The sequence below is a fragment of the Trichocoleus sp. AS-A1 genome (assembly GCF_039962015.1).
In the GTDB taxonomy this organism is placed as follows: domain Bacteria; phylum Cyanobacteriota; class Cyanobacteriia; order Cyanobacteriales; family FACHB-T130; genus FACHB-T130.
The window spans coordinates 1-16873 of the sequence record NZ_JAMPKG010000023.1 but is presented as its reverse complement, the minus strand read 5'-3'; the positions used below and the strand labels follow the sequence as shown (position 1 = coordinate 16873).

The 16873-nt window shown below is 45.6% G+C and carries 14 protein-coding genes; 8 read left to right on the top strand and 6 right to left on the bottom strand.

The annotated features are described in order from the left end of the window. Positions 1 to 60: 60 nt before the first annotated feature. Genes sbcC through NC994_RS17690 form a run of 3 tightly spaced genes read right to left on the bottom strand, consistent with a single transcriptional unit; the run spans position 61 to position 3735 of the window. Entirely contained in the window at positions 61 to 3087 is a 3027-nt protein-coding gene (gene sbcC, locus NC994_RS17700; RefSeq protein ID WP_190437735.1) for an exonuclease subunit SbcC, read from the bottom strand. 55 nt (positions 3088 to 3142) lie between these two features. Next, positions 3143 to 3457 (bottom strand): hypothetical protein, encoded by a 315-nt coding sequence (locus NC994_RS17695; protein ID WP_190437732.1) that lies wholly within the window; start codon positions 3455 to 3457, stop codon positions 3143 to 3145. 11 nt (positions 3458 to 3468) lie between these two features. Beyond that, positions 3469 to 3735 (bottom strand): hypothetical protein, encoded by a 267-nt coding sequence (locus tag NC994_RS17690; protein WP_190437729.1) that lies wholly within the window; start codon positions 3733 to 3735, stop codon positions 3469 to 3471. A 503-nt stretch (positions 3736 to 4238) separates the two neighbouring features. Here NC994_RS17690 and NC994_RS17685 point away from each other — a divergent pair. The 3 genes from NC994_RS17685 (at position 4239) to NC994_RS17675 (ending at position 8094) form a co-directional block, all read left to right on the top strand. Next, positions 4239 to 6176: an NACHT domain-containing NTPase gene (locus NC994_RS17685; protein ID WP_242030600.1), complete on the top strand. Its 1938-nt coding sequence runs from the start codon at positions 4239 to 4241 to the stop codon at positions 6174 to 6176. Between the two features lie 341 nt (positions 6177 to 6517). Further along, positions 6518 to 7189: a hypothetical protein gene (locus tag NC994_RS17680; RefSeq protein ID WP_190410365.1), complete on the top strand. Its 672-nt coding sequence runs from the start codon at positions 6518 to 6520 to the stop codon at positions 7187 to 7189. A gap of 245 nt (positions 7190 to 7434) precedes the next feature. Then, the gene (locus NC994_RS17675) at positions 7435 to 8094 is read left to right on the top strand and encodes a hypothetical protein (RefSeq protein ID WP_190437724.1); all 660 of its coding nucleotides are present in this window, start codon (positions 7435 to 7437) and stop codon (positions 8092 to 8094) included. A 181-nt stretch (positions 8095 to 8275) separates the two neighbouring features. On the opposite strand, the gene NC994_RS17670 is transcribed toward NC994_RS17675, so the two are convergent. Next, the gene (locus tag NC994_RS17670; RefSeq protein ID WP_190410367.1) at positions 8276 to 8491 is read right to left on the bottom strand and encodes a hypothetical protein; all 216 of its coding nucleotides are present in this window, start codon (positions 8489 to 8491) and stop codon (positions 8276 to 8278) included. Between the two features lie 128 nt (positions 8492 to 8619). Next, on the bottom strand, positions 8620 to 11235 hold the full coding sequence (locus NC994_RS17665; protein WP_190437722.1) for a PBP1A family penicillin-binding protein: 2616 nt from the start codon (positions 11233 to 11235) through the stop codon (positions 8620 to 8622). A 1012-nt stretch (positions 11236 to 12247) separates the two neighbouring features. On the opposite strand from NC994_RS17665, the gene NC994_RS17660 reads away from it, so the two are divergent. The 4 genes from NC994_RS17660 (at position 12248) to NC994_RS17645 (ending at position 15302) form a co-directional block, all read left to right on the top strand. Beyond that, a complete protein-coding gene (locus NC994_RS17660) occupies positions 12248 to 12823 on the top strand; it encodes a hypothetical protein (RefSeq protein WP_206753534.1) in 576 nt (191 codons plus the stop codon). Next, the gene (locus NC994_RS17655) at positions 12790 to 13785 is read left to right on the top strand and encodes a hypothetical protein (RefSeq protein ID WP_190437711.1); all 996 of its coding nucleotides are present in this window, start codon (positions 12790 to 12792) and stop codon (positions 13783 to 13785) included. The genes NC994_RS17660 and NC994_RS17655 overlap by 34 nt, the downstream gene beginning before the upstream one ends. A gap of 627 nt (positions 13786 to 14412) precedes the next feature. Beyond that, positions 14413 to 14640, top strand: coding sequence for a DNA-formamidopyrimidine glycosylase family protein (locus NC994_RS17650; protein ID WP_190437709.1), 228 nt, complete (start codon positions 14413 to 14415; stop codon positions 14638 to 14640). 341 nt (positions 14641 to 14981) lie between these two features. Continuing rightward, the gene (locus NC994_RS17645) at positions 14982 to 15302 is read left to right on the top strand and encodes a hypothetical protein (protein WP_190437705.1); all 321 of its coding nucleotides are present in this window, start codon (positions 14982 to 14984) and stop codon (positions 15300 to 15302) included. Here NC994_RS17645 and NC994_RS17640 read toward each other — a convergent pair. Further along, complete coding sequence (locus NC994_RS17640; RefSeq protein ID WP_190437701.1) at positions 15299 to 16633, bottom strand: IS701 family transposase; 1335 nt, start codon at positions 16631 to 16633, stop codon at positions 15299 to 15301. The two genes, NC994_RS17645 and NC994_RS17640, sit on opposite strands and share 4 nt — an antisense overlap. Positions 16634 to 16760: 127 nt before the next feature. On the opposite strand from NC994_RS17640, the gene NC994_RS17635 reads away from it, so the two are divergent. Then, on the top strand, positions 16761 to 16873 hold a 113-nt coding region (locus NC994_RS17635; RefSeq protein ID WP_190437698.1), incomplete at its 3' end, for an IS630 transposase-related protein.

Here is a 16873-nt window from a genome sequence, read left to right as displayed (position 1 = left end):
GTTTGGAGAGAGTTCTGCCAACTTCTACACCGTAGGGAACGCGATTAGGGGGCTAAGTTCCTACAGCACCAAGCTCAAGTGAGAACCGCTGGGGGTTTTATACACTTCAATCCGAGTCTGGAAGGCTTCTTTGAATTGCGGCATATGGGTGACGGTGAGGATGCAGGCGAAGTCAGGCGCGATCGCATTAATTGCGGCAATCAAGCGATCGCATCCTTCCGCATCTTGGGTGCCAAATCCCTCATCGATAATCAGCATTTGCAATGCCGTTCCCGCACGCTGCGCCAACAATTTCGCTAAAGCTAGACGAATCGCAAAGTTAATCCGAAACGCTTCCCCGCCCGAATAGGTTTCGTAAGGGCGGGTGCCGCGAGCATCGGCAATTAAAATATCTAAAGTGTCAATCATTTTGCTGGCTTTTTTTGCAGAGCGTCCACTCCGCCCTGCTTTCTGAGTAACAAACTGCACGTGTAACTGGTTGCCACTAAGCCGAGATAAGAGAGTATTGGTTTCTGCTTCCAATTGAGGCAGAATGTTCTCAATCATCAGCGTCTGGATGCCATTCTTGCCAAAAGCTTGCCCCAATTCCTGGTAAACGCGATATTGCTGTCGCACCTTGGCGTGCTGAGCAGTGAGTGCGTCATGCTGAGTTTGGAGAGTTTCTAGATAATGTTGTTGTTGTTGCAAGCTTCCTAACTGGCGTTGCTTCTCGTCGAGTTGCAGACGCCGTTGCTGTATCTGCTGTTCAATCGTTGTAATTTCGGCTTTCGTATCCGGTGTTTGTTGCAACTGGCGAACGATGGTGTCTATCTGAGTCGTCATTTGTTGCAAATCTTGCGATCGCATTTGCAACGATTGCTCCAAATCTTGCGATCGCTTTAATAAGGAAGGATATTGCTGTTGTGCGGACGCAAGTTCCTGATAACGGACTTGCCACGACTGAGACTTGCGTAAAGCGGTTCTGAGGGCGTCGTGCTGCGATCGCTCGTAACCAATTTCCGCCATTTCTCGATCGAGTGCTTCAATCTGCCGCGATAAGTCGGAATTCACTTGCAGTTGTTGCATTTGCGATTGCAGATTCGCAATTTTTGCCACCAATTCTGGCATTTGAGCGTCTATCTGAGCCTGACGCCGCTGCGCTTGTTTAACTTCTGCTTGCTTAATTTCTGCCCAGCGCCAGCGCTCTACCTCACCTCTGGCGAGGGCATGGTCTTGCTCATTGTAGTTAAGTTGTTGCAACTGTTGCTCAAGGTGGTGCAGTTCTTCTTGTCGATCCGGTGCATAGTTACCAGAGGCAAGCGATCGCTCAATTTGTTGTTTTTCTACCTCAATTTGTTGCAGGCGCGTCTGGATTTCAGCCATAGCGGTACTTTCTGCGGCTAACTGTCCCCGTTGTTCGCGCAAGGAATCGTAGTTTGCCAATGCTTGGGCAATTTCGGTAATTTCCTTCCGCAACCCCTGTAGCTGGTACTCACAAACCGCGAGTAGCCCCTCTACATCCCAGAATTGATCCTGAATTCCCTGTTGCTGATCGTGGGTTTTTTGCACCACTAGCTGCCAGTGGTGTTCGTCAAGAGGGCGATCGCATAAAGGGCAACTGGCATTTGGCGTCTGGATCAGTTGCAGCTTTTGGTCGATTTCTGCCAGTTTAGTTTCGCATTCTTTTTGAGCCGCTTGGAGGCGATCGCGAGAACTCCGCTGTTGCAGTTCTTTCTCCTGCACCCGTTCCTGATAGACGCGCTTTTTGTCAAGTTGCTGTATTTGACTTTGAACTTGTTGTAATTGCTGTTGCAATTGAGGTAGGCGTTTTTGCCTGTCTTGCAACTGGGCAGCGGATTTGCGAAGTTCTTCTAATCTGGCAGATAGTCGCGCTTGAGAGCGATCGAGTTCCATCTGCACCTGTCCGCGACGTTGCACCAAAGGGGCGACTTGTAACTGCAACCGATCGAGATGACTCACGTAACCCCGCGCCTCTTGGAGTTGTTTAACTCCGGCTTCTACTTCTTCGGTGCGGCTGAGGATTTGCTGAATATCTGCCCTAGATTGCCGTACCGCTTCTAGTTGTCCTTGAGCTTGTCGGAGTTGCAGGTTAAGTTCGTTAATTTGCCGCTCAAGCTGTCGTTGGAGTTGTTGCCGTTGCTGTTGAGCATCTTGGTAAGCTTGTGACTTCGCGGTGAGCGTTTCTTCCTGGGTTTGCAAATCTTGGTAGTGAGCATACCCAGCGGTAATTTGGTCTTTTTGATTCAGTAAAGCTTCTAATTGTTGCTGTTGCAGTTGAGTTGTGGCAATTTCTTGGCGATAGCGATCGCAATCTTTGGTGAGATTTTGATATTGCTGGCGAACAAAGCTCAGTTGTTGTTCCCAAGTTTGCCGCTGATGCTGGATTGCGAGCAAACTTTGGACTTTTTCATTGTCAACAGCTTGGGCTTGCTGTAATTCTGCCAGTTGAGTTTCTAGAATTGGTTGTTGTTGAGCGATCGCATCTTTTTGTTGCAGTTGTTGCTTGATCGTCTGCAAATTCTGATCCAATTGCTCCGCCTGTCCTTTTAATTGGCGGGATAAATCCTTTGCCTGTTCTGCCAATTCTTCATATTGAGACAGTTTCAGCAAATCCGCGAGAATTTCTTTCCGTTCGCTGGGACGCTTGAGCATAAACTCATCCGCCCGTCCTTGACGCAGATAAGCCGAATTCACAAAAGTGTCGTAATCCAGCTTTAGGTGATGCACGATCGCTTCCTGCGTCGCCCGGATTCCGCGCCCGGTTAAAGAGCGAAAATCGCCGGATGATTGAACTTGAAATTCCAGCGATCCACCTTGTCCGCGGATGCGAGTGCGAATGATGCGATAGGTTTGGCGATCGCATTGAAAGGTGAAATCAACGCGAACTTCTTTCGCCCCGGCGTGGATGACATCATCTTCTGTTGCAGCGCGGCTTTCACCCCAAATCGTCCAGGTGATTGCTTCTAGGAGGGAAGATTTACCCGCACCATTAGAACCGCAAATACACGCAGTATGTAGACCGCTAAACTCTAAGGTAGCGTCGCGGTAGCTGAGGAAATTTTTGAGAACCAGTTGCTGTGGGATCATTCAGGCTATAGCGCCATACCTTTTATGAGAAGTAGCAGTACATCTGCACTATTGTTTAGTTTAACGGTTGAAAAATCAGGTTTTTGGCAATTAAGACCGAATTTGATGTAAAAATTTCTGCTGAATCAAAATAATCGTGGCGAATGGAATTCGCGGCTATACAAACGAAACCCGCCTGCGCGGGTTTTAGAAATGCTGCTAGCCATTGCTCTATCTCAGCTTTGCGTCTAGCCTTCTGTTCTATTTCTTCCCGCATCATCCGAGAAGCCACTGCAATAATTTCCAAGCCTTCTTTATATGTAGGGGAGATGCGATCGCGAAGTGCGGACTTATCAATTTGCGCTTTTAAGGCTAGGTTACGCGATCGCATCACACCTATGCTCAATACTTACGTTCCAAGGAATCCTCATTTGAACAATAATCTTCAGAATCGTAATCTACCCCTTGCCGCCACCCAAGATTCTCATCTTGCAAGCGCTCATTCTCAGCATGTAGACCATACTCCAGGTAAGTCATTCTGTTCTTAATTTCTTGATGGTCAGCCTGAAGCGATGCAAATTGGCGAACTAGACTGTGACAGACGCCTCGCAACTCAGTGAGAACCTCCCGACAGTCCTCGCTGAGTTGCTTAAACTGCTTATCACTCATTTTTTGACTCCAAATTTTTGTATGAGTATTGTATGCAAGCAAATTGTGTGTCGTTTGAGAGTATAACTTAAAATAGATAACAGTCAAGTTTCGCGGTCTGGCTAATGGCAAGGCAATTACTACTGGCATCTCAACAAGGCATCACAAAGGCAAAAATGGCGCTTACCCTCAAGGGATGGTCGCAGGAAGGGCTGGCAACAGAGGCGGATGTATCTCGCCAGCCAGTTTGGAAATTCCTCACAGGTAAGCCTGTGGAGCAGTCTATATTTATCAAGATTTGCTCTGCACTTGGTCTGAATTGGGAGGAAATTGCAGATATACATCAGGATGCTGAATCTAAGCCATCTGAGCAGCAACAGGGATCTAGCACTGATATTGATGCCCTCGTGCAAGAGGTACGCGAAAAGATAAAACCTAGCATTGAAGAGCGTTGCGGTACGATGCGGGTGCTAGATATGTCTCAACCCATCGGATTGAATGACATCTACACTAACGTCAACATCTTGGAGAAAATCACTGGGCGCAGACGAATAGAAATTGCTGATCTGATGCAGGGCTGCGACCCAGAGAACTTTGATCGTTTTGGCCTGAGCAGAGTTACTCAGAAACGAGTGCCGGGACTAGAGGTTGTAAATCGTCACTCTAAGTTGATGGTCTTGGGTAAACCAGGAGCAGGAAAAACGACTTTTTTGAAATATTTAGCAATGCAGTGCATTAGCGGTAAGTTTCAAGCAAATCAACTGCCTGTTTTTATCACCCTCAAAGATTTTGCTGAAACTCGCGAACAGCCTGATTTACTAGAATTCATCAAATATTTGTTTGCTGATTGCGGAGTAGCAGATACTGAAATAGGCGAAATTTTACAGCAAGGTAGGGCGTTGATTTTACTTGATGGTTTAGATGAGGTCAGAGAAAAGGATAGTAAGCAAATATTAAAACAGATTAAGAATTTTTCTTGTCAATACCCTAACAATCCTTTTGTCATAACCTGTAGGATTGCAGCGCAGGAATACACCTTTGAAAAGTTTACTGATGTTGAAATTGCAGATGTAGAAGTTGCGGATTTTGATGATGAGCAGATTCAGACGTTTGTAAATAGGTGGTTTCAGGCGAAAGAATCCGAGTTAGCTGAACGATTTATACAACAGCTCAATTCAAATCTCCCAATCAAAGAATTAGCCGCCAGTCCTCTGCTGCTAACATTGCTGTGTTTGGCATTTGAAGAATCAGGAAATTTTTCCGCTAATCGTTCTGAGCTATATAAAGAAGGACTGGATACGCTGCTAAAAAAATGGGATGCCAAGCGCGGGATTGAACGAGATAAAGTTTACAAAAATCTATCAATTCAGCGGAAGGAAGACCTACTCAGCAAAATTGCTCTAATTACCTTTGAGAAAGGTGACTATTTTTTCAAGCAAAAAGCAGCCGAGCAATACATTATAGATTACATCTACAATTTGCCTGATGCTAATCCTGATGTGGAAGCATTACAACTAGACAGTGAGACAGTCTTGCGCTCAATTGAAGCTCAACACGGGTTGTTGGTGGAACGCGCTAAAGGGATTTACTCGTTTTCCCATCTAACATTTCACGAGTATTTCACTGCTAGAGAAATTGTTTTTGGGACACAGCCGTTAGAAAAGAGGTTGCAGAATCTGGTTAATCATATCGCCGAGAAACGCTGGCGAGAAGTTTTTTTACTAGCGGTTGGGATGTCACCAAGTGCAGACCTTTTGTTGCAGCTGATGAAAAAGCAGATTGATGTGCTTATAGCTGACGATGAGAAGTTACAGCAGTTTTTAATGTGGGTAAGTCAGAAATCTGTTTCAGCAGAGGTTCTCTATAAGCCAGCAGCTGTTCGAGCTTTTTATCTTGCTTTTGCTCTTGACTGTAATATTTACGAAATGACTCTTGACACTAGGCTTGCTCATTGCTTAAGCCGTGACTTAACTAGCGATTTTGGCGATTTTCTTAACAGTAATAGTGATCGCAATCCTTTCAGCGATCTTGCCCTCGACTATCTCCTTCTTTGTGAGCTTAGATTGGCTCGGAACCATGCCCTCAGTGGTAGCGGTGCCAGCAAATATGCTCTTGAGCCTGAACTCAAGCGTTCGCTCAAACAACTCCAAGAAACCTTGAAAGACCAACAACCTAATCCGATTAAAGATACAAAACGATATAGGCTTTGGTGGGAATATGACGGTCAGGCGTGGACTGAGCAATTTACAGACTTAATGATTAAGTATCGCAATATTGGTCACGATTGGCAGTTGAATAAACAGCAGGAGGAAATACTAGAGCAGTATTACAATGCAAATTTATTACTCGTTGAGTGCCTGAATAGCGATTGTTATGTAAGTCGTGAGGTGCGACAGGAGATAGAGGATACCTTGTTATTACCCATAGCAGAGATCGAGCAACGAAAAATAGGATTAATGTAGCGCGATCGCATTTATTCCCCACTTGACTACAAAGCGCGATCGCATTTCTTGTAATTCTTCCCGAATAGCGCGATCGCACGTTGAAGATAGATTGTTTTATCTGTTGCGTAAATTGATACGGGTAAAAAACGCGATCGCTAATTTTTTTCTACTAAAGCAACTAATTTAGAGAAACCGCGTCACTACTCATAGGGGATATTCAACTTTAATTAACCTTTTAAAAGCAAATTAAGCTTTAATACTTAATAAAATAATTTTCTAGTTCTCAGAAACATTTTTTAGCCCACAACCTTCTAAGAAGGTATCAGTGAAAATACACAAAGTTCGTGGGTTCCCTATTTATGACACGCTTAAATAACTTAAAGTCTGGCGTTTTGGTATTGATGGCTCTGGGCACATTTGCCGGTTCTGTTGGCGCTGTACCCATCAATGTTCCTGTCCCTACAGTCCCTCGTGCCAGCAACCCATCTCAGACCAAGACTGTAATCTCTTCTGGAGCTTCTATTCCTGTTAGATATGACGGAACGGCTGAAAAAATCTTGCTATCTCGAACCGAAAAAGTGCCTTTAACTTTAACAGTTTCATCAACTGTTAAAAGCAGTTACGGGACAACTTTGATTCCAGCAGGAACAAAGATTCTCGGTCAATTGGAACCCGCAGGTCAAGGCTCCCGATTTGTTGCTACACAAATTGTTCTCCCCTTAGATGGAACTCGGACAATCAATGCCACTTCTCAAATTGTGACGAGAACTGAACAAATCAAAAAAGGTTCTAGAACCAACACAATCTTGAAAGGTGCCGCCTTGGGTGGAGCTGCTGCCTCCGCCATCGCAGCACTGGTTGGCGACAAAGCGATCGCGACTGAAGAAGTCTTGGGTGGCTCAGGCTTGGGCGCTTTAGCTGGCTTATTCTGGGGACGCAAATCTGTTGATGTTATCTCCGTAAATCCCAGCCTTGATTTGAGGACTATCACCCTGGCTTCTCAGCTGCCAGTTACCGTCGCTCTACGCTAAACAGGGAATTCCTAATTTCCCTTAGTGATGCTACACATCAGAATCCGTCTGTTACAGACCTAAAGTGAAATGGTATAAGAACGCTCCAGCTCCCTCCCCGAATCGGGGAGGGTTGGGGAGAGGTTCTTTCCCCATCACTCTGCATTTTTCCTCGGATATGCACTAAATCAGTTCAATTGTCAAGAAACAAATCCAGCAACGAAGCGTCTTGACCCTTATCCGTATAATTGCTGAGAGTGTTCCCTATGTCTCGCTTCAATCGCTGGAAATCAGGAACCGCTGCACTCATGGCATTGACAATCACCGCCGGTGCAGCTGCCCCCTTCGTCACGTCTGCACCGGCTGCTGCCCAATATTACGAATTTCCGCCGCCACCCGTCTCCCAAGTCAGCATTCCTTCAGGCACAACCCTCCCCTTGCGCTATAACAAGGCAAATAAAATCGTTGTGTCTCCGAAGGAAACGATGCCGTTAACGCTGACGGTTGCAACAAATGTCAGAAATACTCGCGGAACTATCTTAATTCCGGCAGGAACTCAGGTGATTGGTCAACTGCAACCCGCAACTAGAAGCGGTTCCCAGTTTGTTGCTAGAGAATTAGTTTTCAACAACGGGAAACGGCAGTATATCAATGCCTCTTCCAGAGTGATTACTCGCACCGAACAAGTTAGCCGGGGAACGAATACCAGTTCCATTTTGAAAGGTGCAGCCGTGGGTGGAGCCGCCGCCGCCGCAATCGGTGCTTTAGTTGGAGACAGAGCGATCGCAACTGAAGAAATTTTGGGAGGTGCTGGTTTGGGTGCCTTAGGCGGACTGCTGTTAGGCAAAAAACGAGTTGATGTTGTTGTCGTTAACCCCAACACCGATTTAAATGTCACCCTGCGCTCGGCTCTAGCACTGCGCTAGCCTTTTTTCGAGCCGCTGCGCTAGCCTTTTTTCGAGCCAAGGTGTTTTATCTCGTTGTCTCCAAAAATAACGCTGTAGGGCAGGGTATACCCCTGCCCTACGTTTGTATAAGCGGTAAAGACGTTGAACGCAATGTCTCTACAATCTTTATAGGTTTTCTAAAAATTTTCCTGTTAGAGAGTTACGCGCTAGGCTTGCCTACACCAGGATTTGCCTCTTTCTTGACTTCAGGTACGATATCCGGGCGCTCCTTATCTTCCCAACCCACAGGGCGCTTAGAGTTATACCACGCAACGGAACCGATACTTACAGCGGCAATAAAACCTACCGCGTACACAGCAGTGGCAGAGACTGGAAAATGGGGCGTATTCGTAGCAACTTCCATCAATAAATGCATTCTTTGTAACCCTCTTATCGATTTTTGGTTATCGTACCAAAACTCAGGGGATCGTCTATCACCCCTGAGTTTGATCCCCATTGTTTTCGCGATCGCGCTTGAGAGTTAGGAAGTTGTTCTAATCGTTCCTAATTTTCCTTCCGCGCTGCTGGCGGAGCAGGAGGTGGGGCGGCATCCGCTGTTCTCCTCGGTGCCCGTGGAGCGGTTGGCGCAGAATTGTAAGTTCGTCTTCTCCTTGGCTGTGCAGTGCTAGAAGTAGAATCTGATGATGCCCTTCTGCGAACAGAACGCCGAACGGGTGCCGACTCCTGAGAGCTTGTGCTGGTTTGGCGACGAGAACGGCGGTAGCGACGGCTGCTATTGCTTGAACTCTCTTGGCTTTGAGAATTGGTACTTACTTGGCGGCGAGAACGACGGTAGCGAGGTCTAGATTCTTCTTGAGGCTGGACTTCTTGGCTGCGACGCCGTCTCCGCCGAGGCGCGCTCTCGGAGCTTTGGACGCTGCTAGTACGGTAGCGTCTGCGCCGGGGAGTTTCTTCGCTAGAGCTATCATCGCTATCCGTAGCCCGACGAGACCGGCTACGCCGGGGGGTATCATCGTCGTCGCTGTTTTTGGAGATGATGCTTCCAGAGAAGATGCTTTTAGGCTTGATGGGCTTGATCGTGAGCTGGGCTTTACGTCCTTCTAGCTCGGTGGGTCGATCTGGGAACTTCTCGACCGGGATATCTTTGACCACTTCCGCCATGAATTTATTCCAGGTGTAGGCGGCTGTACTACTCGCGCCCCAAGTCGGTTTGTTGTTATCGTTGCCCAGCCAGACACCCGCAACCATTTGGGGGATGTAGCCAATAAACCACAGATCGCGTGCCTCGTCCGAGGTGCCCGTCTTCCCAGCAACAGGTCGATCGTCTAGAGCGGCGGCGCGACCCGTCCCCTCATTCACGACACCCCGCAGCAACCAGGTCATAATCGCAGATGTATCTTCTTGGAGGACACGGTCGGGCTTAAACTTCGCTTCATAGATAACGTTCCCACGCCGGTCAAGAACGCGACGAATGCCGTAATTTTTGGTATGCATCCCTTTTGTCGCAAAGGTGCCATACGCACTGGTGAGTTCCAGCAGGTTCACTTCAGAGGCACCGAGGGCGGTGGAATAGGTCGGCTTCAGTTCTGATTCAATGCCCATTTTGTGGGCGACATCGATCACCGTATCCCATCCCACATCGACCAAAACTTTGACAGCAACGGTATTGATTGAGCCAATCAGAGCATCTCGCATGGAGATCCAGCCCCGGTACTCTTCGCTGTAGTTTTTGGGGGTATAGCCGTCTACTTTGTAGGGAGCGTCCAGGTAGCCGCGATAGGGAGTGAAACCGGCAGCCATTGCTGTCGTGTATACAAACGCTTTAAATGTCGAACCGGGCTGGCGCTGTGCCTGAGTAACGCGATTAAACTGTTGCTTATAAAAATCTTTTCCCCCGACCATTGCCCGAATCTCGCCGGTACGCGGATCGAGCGCCACAAGGGCGGCTTGCTCGAAGTTTTGACCGCGACCGCTGTTTTCAACGGTTTCGATAACGGCTTTTTCCGCCGCTTCCTGCCATTCTGGCTTCAGGGTGGTTTCTACTGTTAATCCTCCAGCCTTAATCGCTGCTGGCGAGACGTGCTTGGGCAGTTCTTGTTGGATGTATTCGGTGAAATAAGGGGCAAACCTTTCGAGCCGCTTAGGACGGCTGGGTTTTGTTATCAGGGTGTCAGCGATCGCTTTCTCGGCTTCGGCGGCTGTAATGAACCCCGCCAGATGCATCTGTTGCAATACCAGATTGCGGCGCTCTTTAATCACTTGTGGATTTTTAATAGGCGAGTATTGATTGGGTGCTGGTGGGATGGCGGCAAGTGTCGCCATTTCCGATAGGGTTAGTTCGTACACTGGCTTAGAAAAGTAAACCCAAGCCGCATCTGCCACGCCATAAGCACCTTCTCCCAAGTAAACCAAATTCAAGTAACGTTCTAGGATTTGATCTTTGGTGTTTTCATTTTCGATTTTTTGAGCGGTTCGGACTTCCTTCAGCTTGCGCCAGACGCTACGCTCCTGATCGAGAAAAACCATCCTCGCCAGCTGTTGGGTGATGGTGCTACCGCCTTCTACAACATCTCTTGCTATCAAGTTAGAAAAGGCTGCCCTTAAAACTCCCTGGTAATCAACTCCCTGGTGTTTGTAAAAGCGTCTGTCTTCTATCGCAATGAAAGCTTGAATTAGCTGCTTGGGAATTTTGTCAATTTTGAGGGTTTCGCGAGTCGCTGGGCCGATTTGTTGAAGTATTTTGTTGTTTGAGGCTTTGATCGTCAAAGTCTCTGGTCGCATCAAGGTTAAGGCATCGCTGGTATCGGGTAAGCTACTCTCCAGCGACCACGCAGCAGTCAAAAGCGCGATCGCTCCTCCTCCCACACCTAAACCAATCCAAAATCGACGCTGATGATGGAGTGGGTTTTCTCCAGTGAATGGCTTCTTGACAATTTTAGGAAGCTCCTGAGTGGAGAAGCGCTTCAGCCGCAAGAGATTTCGCTTCAATTCCCGACGATGTCGTGATGCGTCTGCGTGTCCTTCGTCTTGTTCCTTGCCATCAATCGGAGTATCGACTGGTTCTTCTTTATTACCTACAGGAGTCTCGACTGGTTCATTTGACACCCCCGCATTGAACTTGCCTGATAAATCCTTCAGTCTTGAGATGAACTTGGTCACGTCAACTCCTCAATCACCAAAAACTTCTGGCGCAAAATTCCCTGCTTATTGTTGCCTATTTTATGGCTTGAATCCGGGATCTGTGCCTACACAATGTGAACTTATTCGCTTTTTGTCAAATTGTTATTTTTTTATTCCGTCAAAGAATACACCTAAAGTCATCCAGTTCCAAGCTTTGTTCCAGACCTTGTTGGTTGATAGCTTAAGTAACTTCAAGAAATGGGGCAAATCTCAAGGTATTTTCTACCAAACTCCTAATTATCAGCTTCTTGCTCTCTGGCTGAGCTTATTAGAGGAGCGGACGTGGTATTTGATAAAAATCTAGCTTTGAGAGGAGCGGGTTAGCGCTGAAGTCGGCGATCCCCCCTGAAAAATGTTTGCCAAGAACATTTCTCAGGGGGATCGCTTTTTGGGAACTTATCTGGAAAACAGTAACTTCGGTTTGTAGCTCAAAATATCCTTCCTAAGACAGATGCACCCGCTGGGATTAGTATAAGCGATCGCCCTTCTGGTGCCAATCCATCATCGACAATTTGCTTAACGTTTGTGCGTAATCTTCAGCCACCAAGCAGATAAATACATAAGTTATGAAGATTGCGACCAAAACTACTGGGTGCAGTAAGTTCTGTCAGTCAATTGATTGTTGATTTTATTTCGTTTTGGGTTGCTGTATTACCGCCTTATCGAGGTCAAGCGATGTTAATTGGGAGGTGTTATCAAGCTGTGGATATGCTAGCTTCTAATTGGAGGAAGAATAAGATCATCTCGCTCTTGAAGACTCATGATTACACAAGTGCTACATTGCCCTAATTGTCATGGCACAGATATTGTGAAACATGGCAGGTCCCCCGAAGGTAAGCAGAGATATAAATGTCGAGAGTTGGACTGTAATGGGCGGACGTTTATTTTAGACTATGCTTACCCTGGTCAATCTAAAAGAGTGAAACGACAAATTGTAGATATGGCACTTAATAAAGCCCGCCAATAATTAAATTTAACAGTGGAGTGGCTGATGATAGTTGTAAATATGCCATACTTTCAGGGTTTGACGATTCTAGCCGATTTACCACCAAGCCCAGGTTATACGCGCGGTTTTAGTTACTGTGTGAAAATTACTAACCAAGAAAAGTATCCAGACTATTGGCTATTCTTACAAATTAGTTCAGTAAATCCTCATGCACGCCCCAGCCCTTATATATTAATTCAACCAGGAGAATGCGTCCCAGTTATAGGTTATAGACCCATTGCAACAATCTCAGCAATCGCTAAAAATAAAGTCCAGCCTAAAGACTTAGAAAATAGTAGCGAAGTTTGGTCACTATTTTCTAAGTCAACGATACTTCAAAACATTAACCTCCAAAATGCGCTGATTAAAGGTACTCCAACAATTCAGCCACCAAGCCAGCTACCCGTGATATACAGTAAGGTAGAAGATAATTTTCAAGTCAAGTCGCTTAATTTGGACGGTTTACAGCTATCTCTAGTTAAGCAAGACAGGCAACTACTACCCCTCACCTGGCTCGTTTTTCCGGTAATGGGAATAGCAATACTAGGATGGATAATTATTTTCAGAAGAAGAAAAAAGTAAATGGTAAGCCGCAAATGACTAAAATTATGGGGAGCGGGCTAATTATTTTAGTTAGTGCATTGAGTGCAATTGCTTTTCCCTTTACTACTTATGCCACCACACTATTCACGTTCGGCATTGCTCACATTGCTATTGAATTACGCTATATCGATAGCCGTTTTCATCAGAATTTAAATAAAACACTTGAGTGGCGTTTGCTGCAATTAGTACTATTAATTGCTTTAGTACGCTGTTGCGCTATCTTTGGGCTAATTAGCATTCAGTTAGCTCCTTTGTTGGAACTATTCGGCGGATTAGGATTAGTTTTAGTCGCTACTCACCACGTTTACCGACAGAATTGGCAATTGGGGATACTTGGTTTAGCTGTTAGCTGTTTAGGCGGTATTGGGATTATCAAAGACCCGATTTCTACCTTAGTTATACTGGCGCTTGTTCACAATTTAACACCAGTAGCATTTATTTTAGAACGACAACGTACTAAAAGATTTCGCACGTTATTAATCTGCGGACTTGTGTTTGGAGCAATACCAATAGGAATTATTAGTTTAAAACTTTTAGGGATAATAAATTTTCCCCTTGAAACAAACACCCATTATTTAAATGCTTTTGTTGCACCATCATGGCAACATTTATCAATTGCTTATCCATTGTTTTCGGCTGCTACTTTTCTCCAATGTATGCACTATGCAGCGGTCATCAGCTTATTTTCGCGGTGGACGAAAGAGGACGCAGAAACATTCTTATCCTGGCTTCCATCTAAAAAATTCTACTGGTTGGTGGCTGGGATATCGGTTTATTTTTTAGTAGCTTTTCAGCATTCGTTTGCACTTACTCGCGCTTTCTATGGCATTGCAGCAGCTATTCATGCTTGGTTAGAAATTCCATTATTATTGCTATTACCCCTGCCAATAATAAAACAGAAGTCCGCAGCTATAGGAAGCGAGATTAGCACCGAAAGATAAGCCGATGTTCCATCGCCATGAATAACCAATTGCCCATCGGTACATTAAACCTTCAACAAGCGCGACACCAGTTTCGATCAACAGGGAACGCATCGGGAAACTTAAATACGGTGATAGTTCGATAAACAGCTTCCATGCTATAGGATGAGTGATTGATGTGGCAGCACCAGCAATTATTGCTAGCTTTCGCCAGTCTTTTTTTCTAACTTGAGCGCAGATGGCGACAAATAAGCTCTCGATCGCAATCGAAACAATCAGTGCAATTAGTTCCTCTGAAGCGAAAAACATAGCGAAATAACTGAATTAGTTCTGGAAAGGATAGCACAAGCTGCGAAGCGATCGTTTTTGCGAGAGTTATATCAGAAGGGAAAAGCACAAAAACAAGGGTTTGAGCAATTTAGGAGAAGTAAAACTGGCATCTTTTCAATTTAGGAAAAAAGAAAAATTTCTTAACCCGCTAATTGAAATTTGTTAGCTGTGATAAATGAGTTTTAATGTTTATCGCAACTGCTATTAGAAATGCTCGTAAAAGGCATCAATGTGCTGTCTTTGAGTCTCTATATTAGGAAGGATGTTACTTCAGGAGCCACATCTTTAAAGTAAAAAAAGTAACGCTCTTTCACACTCATGCCAGAAGGACCAGAAGTCAGACGGTTTGCCGATGCCTTAGATCGGGCACTTGGGGGCAAACCCATCGTGTCCTTCAAAGCACGGACAAAGACAGCTTTATCTTGGGAAAAAGAGCATCCCGGTGTTTTACTCAACAAGCGTATCGAACGAGTCCTCTCGCACGGCAAGCACCTAGTTGGCTTAATTGAAGATGGTTACTACTTCCACTCTCACCTGATGATGTGAGGAAGCTGGGCAGTTTTAGATAATCCACCCCAAGAAATAGATCGCCGCGAGCGATCGCGTATTGTCGTACCCGATGCCTGCGCCATTCTCTACTCTGCACCAATTTTCGATTTAGGCGCGGGTAATCCCTTTGAAATCGTCGAAAACTTACGCAGTCTCGGTACAGATATCCTACCCTATCCAGACGAAAAGCCCTTCAATACGCCTGTGTTCCTACAAAAGCTGCTGACATCTGAAAATAGCGATCGCACCATTGGTGCAGCCTTACTCGATTAACAGATTGTCGCCGGAATTGGTAACTACCTGAGAGCCGAAATTCTATTTGATTGTCGCCTCGATCCGTGGCGAAAATTGCCGATTTGACAGGCGAGGAACTAGAACGCCTAATTCATTCAATTCCCCTAATGGCTCAACGCGCCTATGCTACAGGCGGCTTCACCGTATCAGATGAAGTGCGTACACGTCTTATTAATGACCCCTCCCTCGTCTACACACCTGGAAGCGAGTACGGTACAAAGCACTACGTTTTTCGCCGCACCAACCTGCCTTGCTTAGAATGTAAACACACAATCCGCCAACTTCGTCAAGTTACCCAATCCGATGAAGAAGGAGAGAAAACCCGAATTATTTACTTTTGTCCTATCACTCTTCTGTCACTCTAGGCAGCAGAAAATAGGGAATCTTGCATTTGTAGGGGGATAGGAACTGCACCGTGAAAGTAATTCATAAGCGCAATCAAGCGTGAAAATCCCAAAGATAGAGCCGGGATTGGAAAGACTTTGAGCCAAGGTCGAATCAGGTTAAATAGGGCAAAGGGTTGCAGGATTAAACGAAGATTATTTAACAAATTCTTCCAACCCGTTTCTTCATTCCACCAAGGATGCAGGGAAAACTTTTTAACTACAACTGAAGGGGGATTATCCTCCTGAAAATTGGGTTGAGGATAGAGTGAATCTGAGTGTAGGCTCACTAACAGATAAGCACTCATTACTATCTCCCACCATTTCTGAATCTGAGCATAACTCGTCACCCGAAAATCCGCCCAACCCAGTTCATTCTTACTTTGCTTTAAGCCATATTCTACCCAATTTCGTAACCCGTAGAGATTACCTACTTGATGATATGTTATTTCGGCAACATGCGTCATTACATACCAAGTTGAGTTTTTTGGTAACGTTTTGGGGTCAGTTGTAATTTCCCAAAACTGAGTGGCACGACGCTTGCCAAAAATAATCTCACGGATATATCTCTGCTGGGTCGTTCCGTCTGAAAATATTCGCTCAAATTCCCGCCAGCGATTGCAGCGCACCCTTTGCTCTTTAGGCAGCAAGACGGCGTGATTGCTGCGAATAGCGACAACAAATGGCAGCTTTAACTCGTACAACACATCAATGAAGTTACTGCCACTTTCCCCATATAAGCTATCGGCAAGCACGAGTTTAAACCGGAAACCTAACGCTTGTAATTCTCTTATTATCTGAGCTGCAATCTCTGGCTTACTTAAATATTTATCTCCGTCTTGAAGGCGTTCTTTTGGCTTGTAGACTTCAAAGGTTAGCGGGAAGGTAATTTTGTCAATTACTCCATAAGCTGTGACCGCTACAATTCCATTCTCAATTTTGCCTAAGTTGCCGATGTACTGTCGTTTCACATAATCCGTATCATTCCCTTTCTTTCGGTCACCTGTTTCATCAATAATTAGACTAATTTCCCTTCCTCCTAGAATTTGTAAAATTAGCTTTAATCTTTGCTGTCTCAACTGTTCTACTTTCCAGGGTGAGGTAGTGAGAAAGTGATGCAGCGACTGCTCCTGATCTAGTCCCACCACTTTGGCTATCGCTGGTAATGATTTCCTCTTGATGTCCGAAATCATCCCAATATGCAAATGTTTAAAAGCTTCAAAGCTTCTCACTTCTGGAAATAGGGATTGATACCATTGGCAGTAATCATCCACAAATTTCACGGTGGCTTGGGCTGGACGTGGTTCTGTCATAGGTAAATTCTGGCTTTGAACCGTTTTAGCCTATTATCCTCTCCCTAAAGTGACAAAAGAGCGCTATAGCATTACACAGATGCGTTAGGACGTTATTCTAGGGAGAGAAGAGGACTCAGGAGTCACCATGCCTGCTCCCTACAGCTATGACCTGCGCCAAAAAGCAATCGAAGCGGTTAAACGAGGAGAAAGCAAAACAAACGTAGCGAAGATGTTTAACATCAGTCGTAATACCCTAGA

Coding starts and splice junctions, on each gene's coding strand:
- NC994_RS17640 (WP_190437701.1), bottom strand. CDS start 16,633: ATGACAGAACCACGTCCAGCCCAAGCCACCGTGAAATTTGTGGATGAT.
- NC994_RS17690 (WP_190437729.1), bottom strand. CDS start 3,735: ATGAGTGATAAGCAGTTTAAGCAACTCAGCGAGGACTGTCGGGAGGTT.
- NC994_RS17680 (WP_190410365.1), top strand. CDS start 6,518: ATGACACGCTTAAATAACTTAAAGTCTGGCGTTTTGGTATTGATGGCT.
- NC994_RS17660 (WP_206753534.1), top strand. CDS start 12,248: ATGATAGTTGTAAATATGCCATACTTTCAGGGTTTGACGATTCTAGCC.
- NC994_RS17650 (WP_190437709.1), top strand. CDS start 14,413: ATGCCAGAAGGACCAGAAGTCAGACGGTTTGCCGATGCCTTAGATCGG.
- NC994_RS17675 (WP_190437724.1), top strand. CDS start 7,435: ATGTCTCGCTTCAATCGCTGGAAATCAGGAACCGCTGCACTCATGGCA.
- NC994_RS17655 (WP_190437711.1), top strand. CDS start 12,790: ATGGATAATTATTTTCAGAAGAAGAAAAAAGTAAATGGTAAGCCGCAA.
- NC994_RS17670 (WP_190410367.1), bottom strand. CDS start 8,491: ATGCATTTATTGATGGAAGTTGCTACGAATACGCCCCATTTTCCAGTC.
- NC994_RS17695 (WP_190437732.1), bottom strand. CDS start 3,457: ATGCGATCGCGTAACCTAGCCTTAAAAGCGCAAATTGATAAGTCCGCA.
- sbcC (WP_190437735.1), bottom strand. CDS start 3,087: ATGATCCCACAGCAACTGGTTCTCAAAAATTTCCTCAGCTACCGCGAC.